Annotated in this window: 12 protein-coding genes; 5 read left to right on the top strand and 7 right to left on the bottom strand. The window is 47.5% G+C overall.

Annotated features, from left to right (window positions below):
* Window positions 1–89: 89 nt before the first annotated feature.
* Complete coding sequence (locus JGK36_RS01060; protein WP_293195661.1) at window positions 90–1610, bottom strand: aldehyde dehydrogenase family protein; 1521 nt, start codon at window positions 1608–1610, stop codon at window positions 90–92.
* A gap of 505 nt (window positions 1611–2115) precedes the next feature.
* On the bottom strand, window positions 2116–3360 hold the full coding sequence (locus tag JGK36_RS01055) for a response regulator (protein ID WP_293195663.1): 1245 nt from the start codon (window positions 3358–3360) through the stop codon (window positions 2116–2118).
* Between the two features lie 557 nt (window positions 3361–3917).
* Here JGK36_RS01055 and JGK36_RS01050 point away from each other — a divergent pair.
* From JGK36_RS01050 to JGK36_RS01040, 3 genes are all read left to right on the top strand, one after another.
* Window positions 3918–6557, top strand: coding sequence for an endonuclease MutS2 (locus tag JGK36_RS01050; protein WP_367120242.1), 2640 nt, complete (start codon window positions 3918–3920; stop codon window positions 6555–6557).
* A gap of 368 nt (window positions 6558–6925) precedes the next feature.
* On the top strand, window positions 6926–7531 hold the full coding sequence (locus JGK36_RS01045) for a DUF3038 domain-containing protein (protein ID WP_293156631.1): 606 nt from the start codon (window positions 6926–6928) through the stop codon (window positions 7529–7531).
* A 93-nt stretch (window positions 7532–7624) separates the two neighbouring features.
* Entirely contained in the window at window positions 7625–9229 is a 1605-nt protein-coding gene (locus JGK36_RS01040; RefSeq protein WP_293195665.1) for a DUF4335 domain-containing protein, read from the top strand.
* A 347-nt stretch (window positions 9230–9576) separates the two neighbouring features.
* Here JGK36_RS01040 and JGK36_RS01035 read toward each other — a convergent pair whose 3' ends face one another.
* The 3 genes from JGK36_RS01035 to JGK36_RS01025 all read right to left on the bottom strand — a co-directional run bounded on the left by JGK36_RS01035 (window position 9577) and on the right by JGK36_RS01025 (window position 11325).
* Entirely contained in the window at window positions 9577–9954 is a 378-nt protein-coding gene (locus tag JGK36_RS01035; RefSeq protein ID WP_293195667.1) for a VanZ family protein, read from the bottom strand.
* A 217-nt stretch (window positions 9955–10171) separates the two neighbouring features.
* Complete coding sequence (locus JGK36_RS01030) at window positions 10172–11095, bottom strand: nucleoside hydrolase (RefSeq protein ID WP_293195669.1); 924 nt, start codon at window positions 11093–11095, stop codon at window positions 10172–10174.
* Window positions 11096–11181: 86 nt separating this feature from the next.
* Window positions 11182–11325, bottom strand: a complete 144-nt coding sequence (locus JGK36_RS01025) for a hypothetical protein (RefSeq protein ID WP_293195671.1) — start codon at window positions 11323–11325, stop codon at window positions 11182–11184.
* Here JGK36_RS01025 and JGK36_RS01020 point away from each other — a divergent pair.
* Together JGK36_RS01020 and JGK36_RS01015 are read left to right on the top strand one after the other, a co-directional pair.
* The gene (locus JGK36_RS01020) at window positions 11315–13291 is read left to right on the top strand and encodes a S9 family peptidase (RefSeq protein ID WP_293195674.1); all 1977 of its coding nucleotides are present in this window, start codon (window positions 11315–11317) and stop codon (window positions 13289–13291) included. The two genes, JGK36_RS01025 and JGK36_RS01020, sit on opposite strands and share 11 nt — an antisense overlap.
* Before the next feature lie 354 nt (window positions 13292–13645).
* A complete protein-coding gene (locus JGK36_RS01015) occupies window positions 13646–13864 on the top strand; it encodes a hypothetical protein (protein ID WP_293174517.1) in 219 nt (72 codons plus the stop codon).
* Between the two features lie 129 nt (window positions 13865–13993).
* On the opposite strand, the gene JGK36_RS01010 is transcribed toward JGK36_RS01015, so the two are convergent.
* Window positions 13994–14785 carry a universal stress protein gene (locus JGK36_RS01010; protein ID WP_293174520.1) on the bottom strand — a complete coding sequence of 264 codons (792 nt, stop codon included), beginning with the start codon at window positions 14783–14785 and terminating at the stop codon, window positions 13994–13996.
* A gap of 55 nt (window positions 14786–14840) precedes the next feature.
* The gene (locus tag JGK36_RS01005; RefSeq protein WP_293189735.1) at window positions 14841–15683 is read right to left on the bottom strand and encodes a nitrate ABC transporter ATP-binding protein; all 843 of its coding nucleotides are present in this window, start codon (window positions 15681–15683) and stop codon (window positions 14841–14843) included.
* Window positions 15684–15815 lie beyond the last annotated feature (132 nt).

Raw genomic sequence — 15815 nt, 5'->3', positions numbered from 1 at the left:
GTACCTTTTAGAAGAAGTTCTTGGTTGTTGCGATTTGGCGCTCTTTTTTTAGATAATCTAAGAGCGCTGAAGCGCAACTACGTACCTTTTTAGAAGAAGCCTAATGCTTTCGGGCTGTAGCTGACTAATAAGTTCTTGGTTTGTTGGTAGTGATCGAGCATCATTTTGTGGTTTTCGCGGCCGATACCCGATGATTTGTAGCCGCCGAAGGCTGCGTGGGCGGGATACAAATGATAGCAGTTTGTCCACACGCGGCCTGCTTGAATGGCGCGGCCCATGCGGTAGGCGGTGTTGATGTCGCGCGTCCAAACTCCGGCGCCTAAACCGTACAACGTATCGTTGGCAATTTCTAAGGCTTGGGCTTCGTCTTTGAAGGTGGTGACTGCTAATACTGGGCCGAAGATTTCTTCTTGGAAAATTCGCATTTTGTTGTTTCCTTTGAAGACTGTCGGCTGGAAATAATAGCCGTCTTGTAAGTCGCCGGATAAGATTTTTCTTTCGCCGCCAATCAGGCATTCTGCGCCTTCTTCACGCCCGATTTTGACGTATTCGGCGATTTTTTCCATCTGGTTGACGGAGACTTGCGCGCCGAGGGCGGTTGTTGGATCTAGGGGGTTGTCTTGTTTGATTTGGCGGATGCGATCGATCGCCTTTTCCATGAATCGATCGTAAATTGACTCTTGAATTAACGCCCGCGAAGGACAAGTGCAAACTTCGCCTTGGTTGAAAGCAAACATCACAAAGCCTTCGACTGCTTTGTCCAGAAAATCGTCATCTTGGGCGCAGACATCCTCAAAGAAAATGTTGGGCGATTTTCCGCCTAATTCTAGGGTGACGGGGATGACGTTTTGGGAGGCGTACTGCATGATCAGCCGGCCCGTGGTTGTTTCACCGGTGAAGGCTACTTTCGCAATCCGGGGGCTGGTGGCGAGGGTTTTGCCGATTTCGGCGCCGGGCCCGTTGACGACGTTGATGACGCCATCCGGTACTAAGTCGGCGATGATTTCCATCAATACTAGGATGGATGCGGGGGTTGGCCCTGCGGGTTTGAGGACAACGCAGTTTCCGGCGGCGAGGGCTGGGGCGAGTTTCCACGCAGCCATGAGGATTGGGAAGTTCCAGGGGATGATTTGTCCGATGACGCCTAGGGGTTCGTGGAAGTGGTAGGCGACGGTGTTTTCGTCGAGTTCGCCGATCGACCCTTCTTGGGCCCGGATGCAGCTTGCGAAGTAGCGGAAATGGTCGATCGCCAGTGGGATGTCTGCTAGTCTGGTTTCGCGAATTGGTTTACCGTTGTCCCAGGTTTCGGCGATGGCGAGGCGATCGAGGTTTTCTTCGATGCGATCGGCAATTTTGTGCAAAACCCGTGCCCTGTCTGCGGGGGAAGTCTTACCCCACTTGTCTTTCGCGGCGTGGGCAGCATCTAGTGCCAATTCTACATCCTCCGCGCTCGATCGGGGAATTTGACAAATTGATTTTCCGGTAATTGGAGAAAGGTTTTCCGAGTATTTCCCCTTCACCGGTGCTACCCACTTACCGCCAATAAAGTTGTCATAACGAGCTTGAAAAATCGACTGACTGCCGGATTGAACAGGTGCTGCTACTACCATTTTATTACCTAATTTAAACTTGTTTTTGTTGACGATTGAAGTCTCTTGAATATCAACTATCGTCTATATTTCGGAAATTTGGGTAATTTCTATACAAAATTTTACATTTTCCAATATTTGATATCGAAGTAGTTTCTCAATTTCCGGGTCTGGCGGTTGATCAGAGTTTTTACAACTAACCGCAGAGCAGGCTCTTGATCCAGAGAAACAGCATCTTACAAATCATTTAAATCTACTATTATATAAATATAAAGGGTGCATCTGGTTTTGGCAAATATGTTTGTAGGGGCGAAGCATGACCGCAGTCAATATGGGATTATAACTAATAACTTATATGCGGTCATGCTTCGCCCTCTTCAACGGTGAGATGCACCCATCGCTTGGGGCGGATTCGCCACAATATCTCACGAAAACCAAGGTACGTTGTTGCGCTTGGGCGCTCTTTATAATATTAGGAAAGAGCGCTGAAGCGCAACTACGTACCTAAAGATTAACCTCCCATTAATTAACTGTGCCTGAGCGGGATTTCTATCCGAAACTTAGTACCTTTACCCGGTTCCGAAAAATACTTTAACTCTCCTTTATGCTGCTCTACAATTATCCGATAGCTGACAGCAATCCCCAAGGTGCTGCTGTATTCCGCAGGTTTCCCCATCAAAAAATTGTCCGAATTTTCCGCTGCAATCTCTTCGCTGATTGCCATGCCGTTATCAGCAATCTCAATAGCAATCCGCTGAGCATCGATTACCTGAGTGCTAATCAAAATCACAGGCTTGAATTTAACTGATTCCGACTCTTCCAACTCTTGACTCGACTTTTCCAAAGCATCGATCGCATGATTGATAATATTCAGAAAAGCTTGATTGAGCTGACCCGCGTAACACTCAACTTGCGGCAAATTTCCGTATTCCTTCATCACCTTGATATCCCGCCTGCCATCGCGGGCCGGCAAGCGGTGCTGCAACAACAACAGAGTGTTTTCTAAACCGTCGGAAATATCGAATAACTGCCAGCCAGATCGATCGCTGCGGGAAAAATCCTGTACCGACAAGATTATTTGGCGGATGCGATCGCTCCCGGTACGCATGGAACTCACAATTTTCAACAAGTCGTCGAGCAGGAATTCCACATCCATATCTTGCTGTTTTTGCATAATTTCCGCGTCAGGATTGACGAGCTGTTTTTGATACAATCGCAGTAGTTCAATTAAATCGGTAGCGTAACTTTGGACGTGGGTGAGATTGCTGTAAATAAAAGTAATTGGATTGTTAATTTCGTGGGCAATACCAGACACTAATTCCCCCAAGTTGGACATTTTTTCATTTTCCAGCGATCGATCGCGCGACAGTTGCAATTCTTGCTGAGTTCGTGCCAACTCCAGCCTCAACTCGCGCTCGCGCAATCCCGCCCGCAGCCTCCCCAACAATTCTTGCTTCACTATCGGTTTCAACAGAAAATCGTCCACCAGCCCGTCCAATTCTTGAACTTCGGCAAATTGCTCGGGTGTTGTCAGCAGCAGAAAATACCCTGTACTCAATTCTCTATCGGCTTTCACCAGCCGGCACACCTCCAACCAGTGAATTTGAGGCAAAGTCCCATCGCAAATTATCACATCCGGAGATAATTCCCTCGCCATGTCAAAACCATCTTTGCCGTCGGAAGCGACTTTTACCTGATGTCCCTCCTTTTCCAGTAACTCTTGGACGACTTCCCAAGTCACACTATCTGCGATCGTCAGAATCTTTGCCATAACACCAGCTCCACAACTTTCTCTTTAGGATACAACCGCCACAATTACCCGGACATATTTAAAACAAAATAGTTTAATCCCAGCAAAAAACAGTAGATGCTAGCTCCCTCAACAGCAAAAATGCTCATACCATTTGAGATTTTAGATTGGAGATTTTAGATTGGGCAGGAGTTACTGGATAATGATTTGGATTGCGGGCCTACAGTTGCATCGTTTTGCCAAACAGGTATCAGTAGAATGTATAATTTGAGACGGCGAACCCAAAAATACAAATTCTCGCCTTGCTAATTTGTCACCCGCCCGCAAACAGATAGCAGCCCCCGACAGGAGTCGTGGAGATCCCACAAATTTAGACCCCGTTAAAGTTCGCAGATTCACCTGTGCAATAAATCTCAAATCTCAAATCCAAACATGGAAAATAGACTGACGGTTATCCCAGATACTTTCTCAAGTTGCGCCCGGAAACCATAAAAAACTTTAAAATTAATTAATAGTATCGTCAAATGAACCTTCTCGGTCAGCGCCTGGGAATGCCAATCACCAACACCACCTCAACTTTGATTCAATCCGAAACACTAGAACTATTAGAATGGCCGCGCCTGTGTCAGCACTTGGCTACCTTCGCTGCTACTAAACTCGGCGTCGCGGCCGCCCTCGACCTCCAAATCCCAGCAACTCAAGCTCAAACAGCCGAACTCCTAGCCCAAACTCAGGAAGCTTATCAGTTAGAAAGCCGCGCTGGGGGTGCTTTGAGTTTTGAGGGCATCCAAGACATCGGCTCTACCCTGCAACGAGCCGAACTTCAAGGTTTGCTCGGTGGCGAAGAATTGCTCGCGATTGCTACTACACTCGCAGGAGCAAGGCAATTGCGCCGGATAATTGACTCGGCGCCCGATGTCCCGACGCTCAAAGAACTGGCATCGCAACTGCGGACTTATCCCGAAATCGAGCAAGAAATCCATCGCTGTATAGACGATCGCGCTCAAGTAGCCGATCGCGCCACTCCTAAATTAGCAGGAATTCGAGTGCAAATGCGACAGTTGCGCGATCGCATTTATCAAATATTGCAAGGAATTTTACAGCGCCAATCCAACGCCGTCCAAGAACAGGTAATTACCCAAAGAAGTTCGCGCTTTGTGATTCCGGTAAAAGCTCCCCAAAAAGATGCTATACCGGGCATCGTTCACGACTCCTCCGCCAGCGGCGCGACACTGTACGTAGAACCCCACAACACAGTCAATCTTAACAACCAAATGCGGCAGTTGCTCCGGCAAGAACAAGCCGAAGAAGAAGCAGTCCGCCGCGCCCTCACCGAGCAAGTCGCAGCAGTCAAACCAGATTTAGATAGATTGGTGGTGGTAGTAACAACTATAGATTTAGCTGCGGCTAAAGCACGCTACGGTTATTGGCTCCAAGCAAACCCGCCGAAATTTATCGACTTGGGAGAGCCAGAATTAGCACCAAAAAATACAGAAAAATTAGATGATGAAAATTCGAGTGATGAAAATTTAGATGAGGAACAACCAGAAAAAAGCCAAGTATTAATTCGCAACTTGCGATCGCCAATTACCCTCCGTCAATTGCGCCATCCTTTATTAGTTTGGCAGCAACAACACGAACAAGGCTTTGCAGTCGTTCCCGTCGATTTAACAATCAGCCCCCAGATCCGCGTAGTCGCCATCACCGGCCCGAACACCGGCGGCAAAACTGTCACCCTCAAAACCTTGGGATTGGCTGCTGTAATGGCAAAAACCGGAATGTTTGTCGCCGCTCGCGAACCCGTAGAATTGCCTTGGTTCGACAATATTCTTGCCGATATTGGTGACGAACAATCTTTGCAGCAAAGTTTGTCTACTTTCAGCGGTCACATCCGTCGCATCAGCCGTATTTTAGAAGTTTTGCATAATAAATCGGAAGGAGAAATCCCAATTCCCAATTCCCAATTCCCAATTCCCAATTCCCAATTCCCAATTCCCAATTCCCAATTCCCAATTCCCAATTCCCAATTCCCAATTCCCAAATCTTTAGTTTTGTTAGACGAAGTAGGAGCGGGGACAGACCCATCTGAAGGTAGTGCATTGGCGATCGCCCTATTGCAATATCTCGCCCAACATTCGCTGCTAACAGTCGCAACTACCCACTTTGGCGAACTCAAAGCCCTCAAATATCAAGACGCCCGCTTTGAAAATGCCTCAGTAGAATTTGACGACAGTTCGATGCAGCCAACCTACCGCTTGCTGTGGGGAATTCCCGGACGTTCCAACGCCCTAACTATTGCTAAAAGACTCGGTTTGCTAGCATCGATAGTCGATGAAGCTCAAACCTATGTCGGCGGAGCATCTCAAGATGTCAATCAAGTGATTGCAGGACTCGAAGCCCAGCGCCGGAGACAGGAAACCAAGGCCAGAGAAGCAACTCAACTGCTGCACCAAACCGAAAAACTGCACAAGGAAGTTTCTCAAAAAGCAGCGGCTTTGCAAGAGCGGGAGCGAGAACTAAAAATAGCTCAGGAAGTGGCAGTAAATGAGGCAATAGGATCGGCAAAATCAGAAATTGCTCAAATTATTCGTCGCTTGCAGGCGGGCGACCAAACGGCTCAAAATGCCCAAATAGCGACAGAAACCTTAAATCAAATTTCCCAAAAACACCTGCCCTCTCGGAAACAACCGGCGAAACCGAAACCGGGTTTTATGCCAAAAACGGGCGATCGTATCCGCATTCCCAGCTTAGGCCAAACCGCCGAAGTTCTCAGCGGGCCAGATGCTAACGAAGAGTTGAGCGTGCGGTTTGGGATTATGAAAATGACCGTCAAACTAACAGAAATTGAATCCCTCGACGGTCAAAAACCGGAAACTAAGGCTCAATTAGCCAAGGTTGCAGCTCAAGCAGCCGCTACCGCCAAAGCTAAACAAGCAGCGTCGGAACCAGCAAAACCCAATCCCGAAATTGCCATCCGCACTGCTAATAATTCGATCGACCTTCGGGGCGCCAGAGTCTCCGATGCCGAAATCGAAATCGACAGAGCTCTTTCCAAAGCAGTCGAATACGGTGCGCTGTGGATAATTCACGGCAAAGGTACAGGACAGTTACGGCGCGGGGTTCACGAGTTCCTCGATTCTCACCCGCAGGTTTCCCGCTACGAGCTCGCCAGTCAAAAAGAAGGAGGTGGAGGTGTGACGTTGGTTTATCTCAAATAAGCTCGCGTGCATCTAATTTTCAGCATCATGTTGCTTGAAACTCCTGTGGGCTGGGCATCCTGCCCGCCCGAAAACTTAAATCTTTTGTACCGCAACAGCTTAGTTGGAACGCGCAGAATTGATTTCGGGCAACGGGCGGCGTAGGATGGTTGGGGGTGAAAATTTTTGGGTTTTGCTGCGGTTGGTCGATCGAACTTGCAACCGCAACTTTCAACTCGCAAATCCGTCCAGCAACTAGGATTGCCGGAATCAAAGCCACGAGTTATGGAGAAAAATTAACAGATCAGCTTTTGTCCGGCCACAAAGCTTGCATTACTGCATACTGTCGATATCCTGCATCAACCTGTCTTATTTCCCGTGCCCAAGCCATGCGCTCGACTGTAAAGCCCTCCGCTCCCACAAACGAAACGGGCCCATCTCCCAACTGGGAAGAATTGACCCAAAAAGCACCAGAACCTACCCAGTTGGACAACATTAAAGCCCAACTGGATTTAGTGCTGTTAGCCCTAGAAGCCCTGGCAGAAATTGGCTCAGAGGCGATGCTCAAGGTAGCAGCCGAACTGAATTTAGAGCCAATGGTAGCCGATCGCGTGGCTTTGTGGCGGCTGCGCCAGTCGAACCCGCTGCGAAAAGGCCAGGGAGGACGGAAAAAACTGGATGTGGAGGAAGCTCGATCGCTCGTTTTGATAAGCTGTAATTTGGCAAAACAGCATCAAGCTTTAATCCGCCGCGCCGTGGCCTTGCTCGAACAAATGGCTGAGCAAAACCGCGAACCTCACACAGTCGCTTTGTTGGGAGACTATATTGATAGGTTCAGCAACACTTATGCCGATCGCATGGAAGATGCAGAAAGCTTATCGGCAAAAGAACTAACTAATTTGGCCCTGAAACTCCTGATCGATTTGCTGTTTTACAGCAGTCCCGGCGGCCACCGGCGCCTCTGGCTCGCCCTCCTAGATCGTGCTAAGAATTAGTCACCAGTCATTAGTTATTGGTTATTGGTTATTAGAACAAACAAATAACAAATAACAAATAACAAATAACAAATAACATACAGTCTTCTTGCTATGGCTCTCAAACGCTACACGCCCCCCACTTGCACGCTGGAAATTACAGCCAAAAGTTCGCCTCTATCTCGTTGGGCGGGCAAACCCGTGTTTAAATCTTTAAATTTTGAGTTGCGACTAGATGACCCCAGGCTACCAGATACCGAACACGTTACTCTCAGGGGCGATCGCAATCAACTCGAAACCCTCCACGAAGCAGTCACCAACTACGTCCAAAACTTCCTCGGCGAAGCCCGCGATTGGGACAACAACCTCAACTCCCAAACAGGTTTTACCACAGCCCCAGACTCGCCAGAAGTCGCGCGCAATGTCGTTACATTCGATCGACCCCCCAGCACATCCGAACTAGCAACCGCAGCCCCAAACACTACCTACCTGCCAGTTCCCCCCCGCCTAGAACCCCGCGGCTTGCTCGCCCACAACTTGTTCTTAGGCTCATTGAGCGCCGCCGAATCCGGGCCGGAAGTACACTTGAGTACCCTCCAACTCTTTGACTTAGCCACCGCACTAGATGACTGCGCCGCCGAAGTCATGGCAGTCCCTAACCTCAACCGCGATCGCCCAGAAGCGAAACCATTACCATGGCTGAATATCGCAGCAATCCTAGTCGCCAGCGTCGGAATGACCACGGGAATTGTTAAAATGCTCGATCGATCCTCCTCCAACACCTCCCCAACAACCGCCACAGCCCCCGTCACAGCCCCCACCAACCCACAATTTACCCCCGCACTCCCGCAGCCCCAAATACTTGCCGGCGCCACCCCCAGCCCAGTTCCCGCCCCCACCACATCCCCCACCACATCCCCAACAGCAACACCAACAGCCGCAGCCACACCAGGCTTACCCCCCCTACCGCCCCCGCCCATCAACACCGCCGCCGCCACCCCCAGCCCCAGCTTGCCCCCAATCGCCCTAGCCCCAAGCCCAAGCACCAACAAACCCAGCCCCATCCAGCAGCCACCCCTGCTATTCCCCCCCAACAGCAGCGCACCCGCAGCATCACAGAGCGCCCCAGCCCTCCCCCAAGGGCAAATCATCACAATTCCCGATCCCGCAGGGCCCCCAATTGCCGCCCCCCAAGCACCCTACCTGCTGCCCCCCATACCGCCGAGACTAGCTCCCGCCGTACCGCCCCCCCTGCCACCATCCCTATCTGCATCGCGATTCCCAGTTCCCCCACCGCAATCATTCCCCCCCCTCCCCCAGCCGATTTCCCCCCCCAGCACCGAACTCCCACCCCTTGAGGACACTAAACCGCAAGCCGAGTCAGAGGACAACAACCGGGCTACCGCCAGCAAAAAAAACCGCACTTTATTTGATACAATTCCTCAAGTTTCAGAAGCTAGAACCTACTTTGAGGAACGCTGGAAGCCACCAGAAGGAATGGAACAAACCTTGGAATACAGCCTGCAGATCGATGAAAACGGCTCAATTCAAACTATTGTCCCGATGGGCAAAGCAGCCGCCGATTATATCGATCGGGCTAGTATGCCCTTAGTCGGCGAGCCGTTTGTTTCTGCGGTTACTCATGGAAAAAACCCGAAAATTCGAGTTGTATTGAGACCAAACGGTCGAGTACAAACCTTTTTGGAAGAGACTAATTGAACTTTCGCAAACACATTTTATTGACATTTGCTCCATTTTATGCTGCCAAAATATCCTTATACCAAAAAAGTCCTAGGGTGTGGCTCCACCAACAATCCCTAGCTAATTTAATAGCTACGCACCCGATCGCAATGGTTGGATAATACATAAACACAACATTAGTCGATCGCCCCCATCAACCGATGCGCCGAATATCACCCTACAAACTCAACTTCTTCCTTCTTCCTTCTTCCTTCTTCCTTCTTCTTTCTTTCTTCCTTCTTTCCTTCCTTCTTCCTTATTCTTATTTCTTCCTTGCATCCGTTACATCCGTTACATCCGTTACACAATCCGTTGCCGAACTTCCCTTATTTTCTATCCCAAGCTTCACCAATCCAATAAAAAACTACAATCCCCGCAAAACTCGCTAAAAAATCTTCAATACTAGCAGTACGATTCGGTAAAATCGCTTGCAGCATTTCTTCCCCAGCAGTGAAAATAGTAAACAGTGCTGGCCCGAAAGGAATTGGATAATTCAACACCATCATCATTTTTTTGCCCGTTGCTCTATGGCACAAAAAAGATGCTATTCCGTACAAAATAAAATGTCCGAGTTTATCATAAGGCGGATGAGCCAGAGGAAAGTTAGTTAACTTTCCCATATCTGCTACCAGCATGATACTGAGAATAATTAACAAGTACAAAACACACGCAACAATCCAGAATTTTTTTGAGGATAATTTCATCGGATTTTTTCCACTATCGACAATTGACGAACCGAGTCCACGCCGCTTACCGCAATTTTGTTGGATTTGTGAATGAGATTTTTTTTGATTAACCGCAGAGGGCGCAGAGGGCGCAGAGAAAGAGAGGAAAGAGAAGATAGCGTAAATATTTGAGTTAGGGCGGGTTTTGTAGGGATATTTTTGGCTAAGAACCCGCCTCTACCAGATATTGTTATGCTTAACGCGCCCACTGTTGCAATATGTAATTGTAAAACTTTTCCGTATCTACTCGATCCATTGCTTGAATTTTTCGCCCTCCTGTTTCAACTTTTGTACGCCCTTGACTGACACCTTCAGTAACTATTTCGGTTTCCCATTCTCGCAGTTCGTAAAATTCTGGATGTGCCAAATAAGCCGTTGCCAAAATATCCCAAAAATAGTAATCTTGAGATATTGCTAAAGCATAACACTGTCCTGCTAAATCGGAGATTGAATATTTGCGCTGTCTGGCTAAGCGATTAGAAAAATCCACAGTCAGCGGTACATTATTGGTGATATCTAAAGGACACATCACAACGGGAATTTGTGTTTGCCAAATTCTCTCAATGGCTATCGGATCCCAGTAAGCATTCCATTCCGCCGACATATCTTGTCCCGGTTTCATATCTTTGCTAACATTGCCTATAGCGTTGAGCGCCCCTCCCATCCACACAATTTCTTTGATTTTGCTTTCAATTTCTGGTGCAATATCTAAGGCTTGTGCCACTGTTGTTAGCGGCCCCGTTACCATTAATGTGACCGGTTCCTTTGCATCCCGCAAAACTCCCACCATAAAGTTTTGTCCGGGTTCTGATATTAACGGTGTGTCAATGGTTGCTTTTTCATTTAGAATGGGAAGTCGATCGCACGCAAAGGAATCTCGCCTAAACAACACCGGAAATGGATTCAATCCCCGCACCGTACTCGCCGCCACTGGCACCTCTGAACACCCCATCAAATCGAGGATTTTGCGCGTTGCACTCACGGCTGGCTGAATGTAGCAATCCGCCGGAGTGACAATTACTCCCAGAGTTTGCACTTCCTCCATTGTCATCAGCAACACGACTGAGAGATAGTCGTCAACTGCACCGTCGTGATCCATTAGTACCAGCTTTTTCGACATTCTGCTTCCCCATCATTGAATTAGTGTAAAGTACAAATATAAATTTATTTGTTCTAAAAACACAACTGATTCAACTATAGCCGTTCTCAAGTGAGGTACTCGCCAATTCCCAATTCCCAATTCCCAATTCCCAATTCCCAATTCCCAATTCCCAATTCCCAATTCCCAATTCCCAATTCCCAATTCCCAATCTGTCCCTCACTCACTAAATAATTTATTATGAATACCATATCACCTTACGGCTCTTGGAAATCTCCCATCACCTCAGATTTAATTGTTTCAGGAACTGTCGGACTCGGACAAATTGCCATTGACGGCGATGATATTTACTGGGTAGAAGGAAGACCATCGGAAGCAGGAAGAAGCGTCCTCGTGCGGCGGACTCCCGACGGTAAAATAACTGACGTAACACCGCCTCCGTTCAACGTTCGCACTCGCGTCCACGAATACGGCGGCGCTGCTTTTGCAGTTTCTGATAGCGTGGTTTATTTCTCTCATTTTGCCGACCAAAGAATTTATTGTCAAACATTAAATTCTCCACCAGAACCATTGACACCGGCTGCTAAATGTTGCTACGCAGATGCGATCGTTGACAAACCAAGAAATCGCCTGATTTGTGTGCGCGAAGACAATGCAGGAAAAGGCGAATCTGTGAATACAATTGTTAGTATTAATCTAGATAACGGCGAAGATATTCAAATTTTAACTCAGGGCAACGATTTTTATGCTTCCCCTCGTTTGAGTCCTGACGGTGTTCAACTTTCCTGGATTTGTTGGAACCACCCAAATATGCCGTGGGATGGCACAGAATTGTGGGTGGCAGAAATTAATGCTGATGGTTCTTTAGGCGAAAAATATTTAGTTGCGGGCGGAGTTGATGAGTCTATTTTTCAGCCAGAATGGTCGCCCGATGGAGTTTTGTATTTTGTTTCCGATAAGTCGAACTGGTGGAATTTTTACAGAACCCCCCTCAATCCCCCCTTAGCAAGGGGGGAAGCAAAGATAGAAAAAAGCTTGCGCGAACAACCAGAAATTGAACCAGTCTGCGAAATGTCCGCTGAATTCGGCCTTCCCCAATGGGTTTTTGGAATGTCTACCTATGCCTTTGTCTCGGAAAGCAAAATTATTTGCACCTACACTCAGCAAGGTAAGTGGCATCTAGGAAGTCTCGATTTAGCGACAAAGCAGTTGACAAATATTGAGACAGGTTACACTGATATTTCGTCGGTGAAAGCGCGGGGAGAAACTGTAGTTTTTCTGGCAGGTTCGCCGATCGCATCTACTGCTATTGTACAGCTAAATTTAGCCACAAGTCAACGGAAAATTTTGCGAAAGTCGAGCGATTTAAACATCGATTCTGGTTATCTTTCTGTACCGGAACCGCTGGAATTTCCCACCGAAAATGGTTTGACTGCTTTTGGCTTCTTCTACCCTCCGAAAAACCAAGACTTCGCTGCACCTGAATCTGAAAAACCGCCGTTAGTTGTCAAAAGCCACGGCGGCCCGACTGCTGCTACTTCTAGCAGCATGAATTTGAAAATTCAATATTGGACGAGTCGCGGTTTTGCGGTGCTTGATGTCAACTACGGTGGTAGCACTGGTTACGGCCGGGAATACAGAAGAAGGCTGCAAGATAGTTGGGGTATTGTTGATGTTGATGACTGCGCTAATGGTGCTAAATATTTAGCCGAACAGGGTTTGGTAGACGGCGAAAGAATGGCGATCGCCGGAGGCAGTGCAGGGGGCTACACAACTCTGTGCGCTCTGACTTTCCGCGATGTGTTTAAGGCCGGTGCGAGCTATTATGGAGTTAGCGATTTGGAGGCTTTGACAAATGATACTCACAAGTTTGAAGCGCGGTATCTGGATGGATTGATCGGGCCTTATCCTGCACGAAAAGATTTGTATGTAGCTCGATCGCCCATTCATGCAGCCGAAGGTTTATCTTGTCCCGTTATCTTCTTTCAAGGATTGGAAGATAAAGTCGTGCCGCCCAATCAAGCCGAAATGATGGTAGAGATATTGAAAGCTAAAGGTTTACCGGTTGCTTACGTTGCTTATGAAGGGGAACAGCACGGTTTTCGTCGCGCTGAAAATATTAAAAGAACTCTTGATGGGGAATTCTATTTCTATTCCCGCGTGTTTGGGTTTGAGTTAGCTGAACCGGTGGAACCAGTGCCGATTTACAATCTTTAACAAAAATTAACGTTGCAGTTGCTCTGTTTGCGATCGAACGCAACGGGAGCATCTCAGTTTTGCATTTACAGTGCTGCCCCGCTCAAAAAATGCTTCGTAGTACGGACTTCAGTCCGCTCTTTAAAAATGCTTCTTGCAAAACTGAGATGATCCCAACGCAACTGTAAAATTGAATCATAATTCGCCAAGATTAAATGTGATTTCGTTCACAAATTCTGATGTTTATTATCACAAATTTTGCTGTTTATTATCACATCTTTTAAGGCAATATACCGAGAGAATAAAATAGTCCGATCGATCTCTGTTACCGCAGAAAAGATCGATCGCGCGATGTCGAGTTGAGAGTCAATCTCTATGCAAACCCCTGTCAACCTGATTCCATCTGCTTTGGGCGAGTTGTTTGCCGAAGTGAATCATAGAGGCTACATTACTATAGCCGATCGCTACGGTTTGCTGGCGGCTATTTTTGACGAGACTTTGACTGAGGATGACAAACGCTCTATCGATCGCCTCCTGCGCTCTGTCTGCCGGGGCAGGATAAAATTAGTTGATGAACTTTCTGCGATCCGATAAGCATTCAACAACCCTTAATAACACTCATCAATCTAGCGTTTTTGAAGCAAGAGAAGCACCAACCGCGCAGGGATCTTAACTCGCTCGCGCTATAAAATCTCACCTCAGAGGCTTCCATTTCCCACAAGTTTAACGTGCAGGCATAGCTGTAGCCAACTGCAAGTTGCTCAAACTTTCTTCGGGCCCCAAATCCATCGGATAGCTGAGTGCGGCAGGAATCCCCAACACGCAGCAGGGAAAATTCTTGCCGAGTTGCCTAACCAGCGGGTGGTTGCGAGAATTGCAGCCTAAAAATAGTAAATTTGCCGATTCTAATTCTACCACATTTCTCAATTCTGTCGCAACTTTACCGATGCGTAAATGAGCTTTGAATAAACCGCGCCATTCCTCAGCCAAACAGCGGGCTTGCCACAGCAACTTATCTGCTACCTCGTACTCATTATTTTGACAGAAAATTGCTCGAAAATAAGGCGGATCGATCCAGGTCGCTCGCTGGGATACCGATTGGATTTCGGCTGTAGGTAATGCGATCGCAGGCGCTGCACAGTAAAGAGCCGATTTTTCCTCTAAATCCGACAGTTGGGGCTTCGTAGCCCAGGCATTTTCCACACCCAAACTACAAGTATTTTCATCGTAAATGTTGGGAGTTTCGTCGAGTACGTAGACGACTTGCACCGTGACTTCTTGAGTTGTTACTAAACGAGTTTGATGAGCAATCCAAAGGGTAATATCGAGAGCTGTTTGACTTTGAGGAGAACTGTTGTAACCCACAATAAAATTGATAGATTTTGTCGGTTTTGTCGGTTTTGACTTTTTCTTAGAAACAGGGACTTTTGACTCCGGCAGCAACACCATTTCTTCCGCTAAGTTTTGGCATCCTAATGCACTTTCAAAACGCGCTAAAATTGTTTTGAGATTCACAGGCTAGACCTCTCTTAAGTGAATTTTTTTGTCGGTTCTTCTAGTCGCCCTTGGGTTATTCGTCTTGAGTAAAGTAGCGATCGAGAAAATTCAAAGCGTAGTTTCGCAGTTCGTAATATTCCTGAGATTCCCGCAACTCCTGGCGATCGCGCGGATGCGAAAACGGCACTGCCAAAATCTCGCCGATTGTCGCCGCCGGGCCGTTTGTCATCAACACAATGCGATCGGACATATAGATAGCCTCGTCCACGTCGTGGGTAATCATCATTGCAGCTTGTCTGTGATTTTCCCAGATATCGAGCACCTGTTTTTGCAACTTGCCACGAGTCAGAGCATCCAGCGCTCCAAATGGTTCGTCCATTAATAACATCTTCGGCCGAAGTGCCAAAGCTCGCGCAATCCCAACCCGTTGCTTCATGCCCCCTGAAATTTGATCGGGATATTTATCTGCTGCTGCTGTTAAGTTTACCATTGCTAGGTGTTCATTGACAAGGCTAATCTTCTCAGCGCGGTTGAGATTTTGCAAAACTTCATCAACTGCTAGGCGAATGTTTTCCCGCACCGTCAACCAAGGCAGCAATCCGTAGTGCTGGAATACCATCATGCGATCGGCTCCAGGTTTGCGAATTTCCTTGCCTTCTAGTGTCACGATTCCGCCACTTTGTTGTTCCAAACCTGCTACTATTTTCAGCAGCGTCGATTTGCCACAACCCGAGTGACCGATTACTGAAATAAATTCGTCAGATCCAATACTTAAGTTGATATTTTCCAAAACGCTAAATTCGCTGCCATCAGCATTTTTATACGACTTGAACAAATTGTTTATTTCCAGAAAATTAGCAGATTTGCTGTTAACTTTGTCGTTGGTGGGGGTAGATGTAGAAGTAAATTGAGTCACGGTATTCTCCTAACAAGTAGTAAAGTAATTTAATTTAACTGCCACTGCCTAAAGCCTCAAATTTAGCAGTCGGTTTCAACTGAGCTCTTGCATCAATGTCAATTGGGGCTTTTTCGTGGGGTGGGGCGGGTT

Origin of the sequence: Microcoleus sp. PH2017_35_SFW_U_B (assembly GCF_020737865.1) — a bacterium.
In the GTDB taxonomy this organism is placed as follows: Bacteria; Cyanobacteriota; Cyanobacteriia; order Cyanobacteriales; family Microcoleaceae; genus Microcoleus.
The sequence above is the reverse complement of the archived record's forward strand: the minus strand, read 5'-3'. Positions and strand labels throughout refer to the sequence as shown.

Bases quoted from the DNA above. Each gene is read 5' to 3' on its own strand.
- JGK36_RS01060 (WP_293195661.1), bottom strand. From the start codon at position 1,610: ATGGTAGTAGCAGCACCTGTTCAATCCGGCAGTCAGTCGATTTTTCAA.
- JGK36_RS01040 (WP_293195665.1), top strand. From the start codon at position 7,625: ATGGCTCTCAAACGCTACACGCCCCCCACTTGCACGCTGGAAATTACA.
- JGK36_RS01045 (WP_293156631.1), top strand. From the start codon at position 6,926: ATGCGCTCGACTGTAAAGCCCTCCGCTCCCACAAACGAAACGGGCCCA.
- JGK36_RS01030 (WP_293195669.1), bottom strand. From the start codon at position 11,095: ATGTCGAAAAAGCTGGTACTAATGGATCACGACGGTGCAGTTGACGAC.
- JGK36_RS01020 (WP_293195674.1), top strand. From the start codon at position 11,315: ATGAATACCATATCACCTTACGGCTCTTGGAAATCTCCCATCACCTCA.
- JGK36_RS01055 (WP_293195663.1), bottom strand. From the start codon at position 3,360: ATGGCAAAGATTCTGACGATCGCAGATAGTGTGACTTGGGAAGTCGTC.
- JGK36_RS01035 (WP_293195667.1), bottom strand. From the start codon at position 9,954: ATGAAATTATCCTCAAAAAAATTCTGGATTGTTGCGTGTGTTTTGTAC.
- JGK36_RS01025 (WP_293195671.1), bottom strand. From the start codon at position 11,325: ATGGTATTCATAATAAATTATTTAGTGAGTGAGGGACAGATTGGGAAT.
- JGK36_RS01015 (WP_293174517.1), top strand. From the start codon at position 13,646: ATGCAAACCCCTGTCAACCTGATTCCATCTGCTTTGGGCGAGTTGTTT.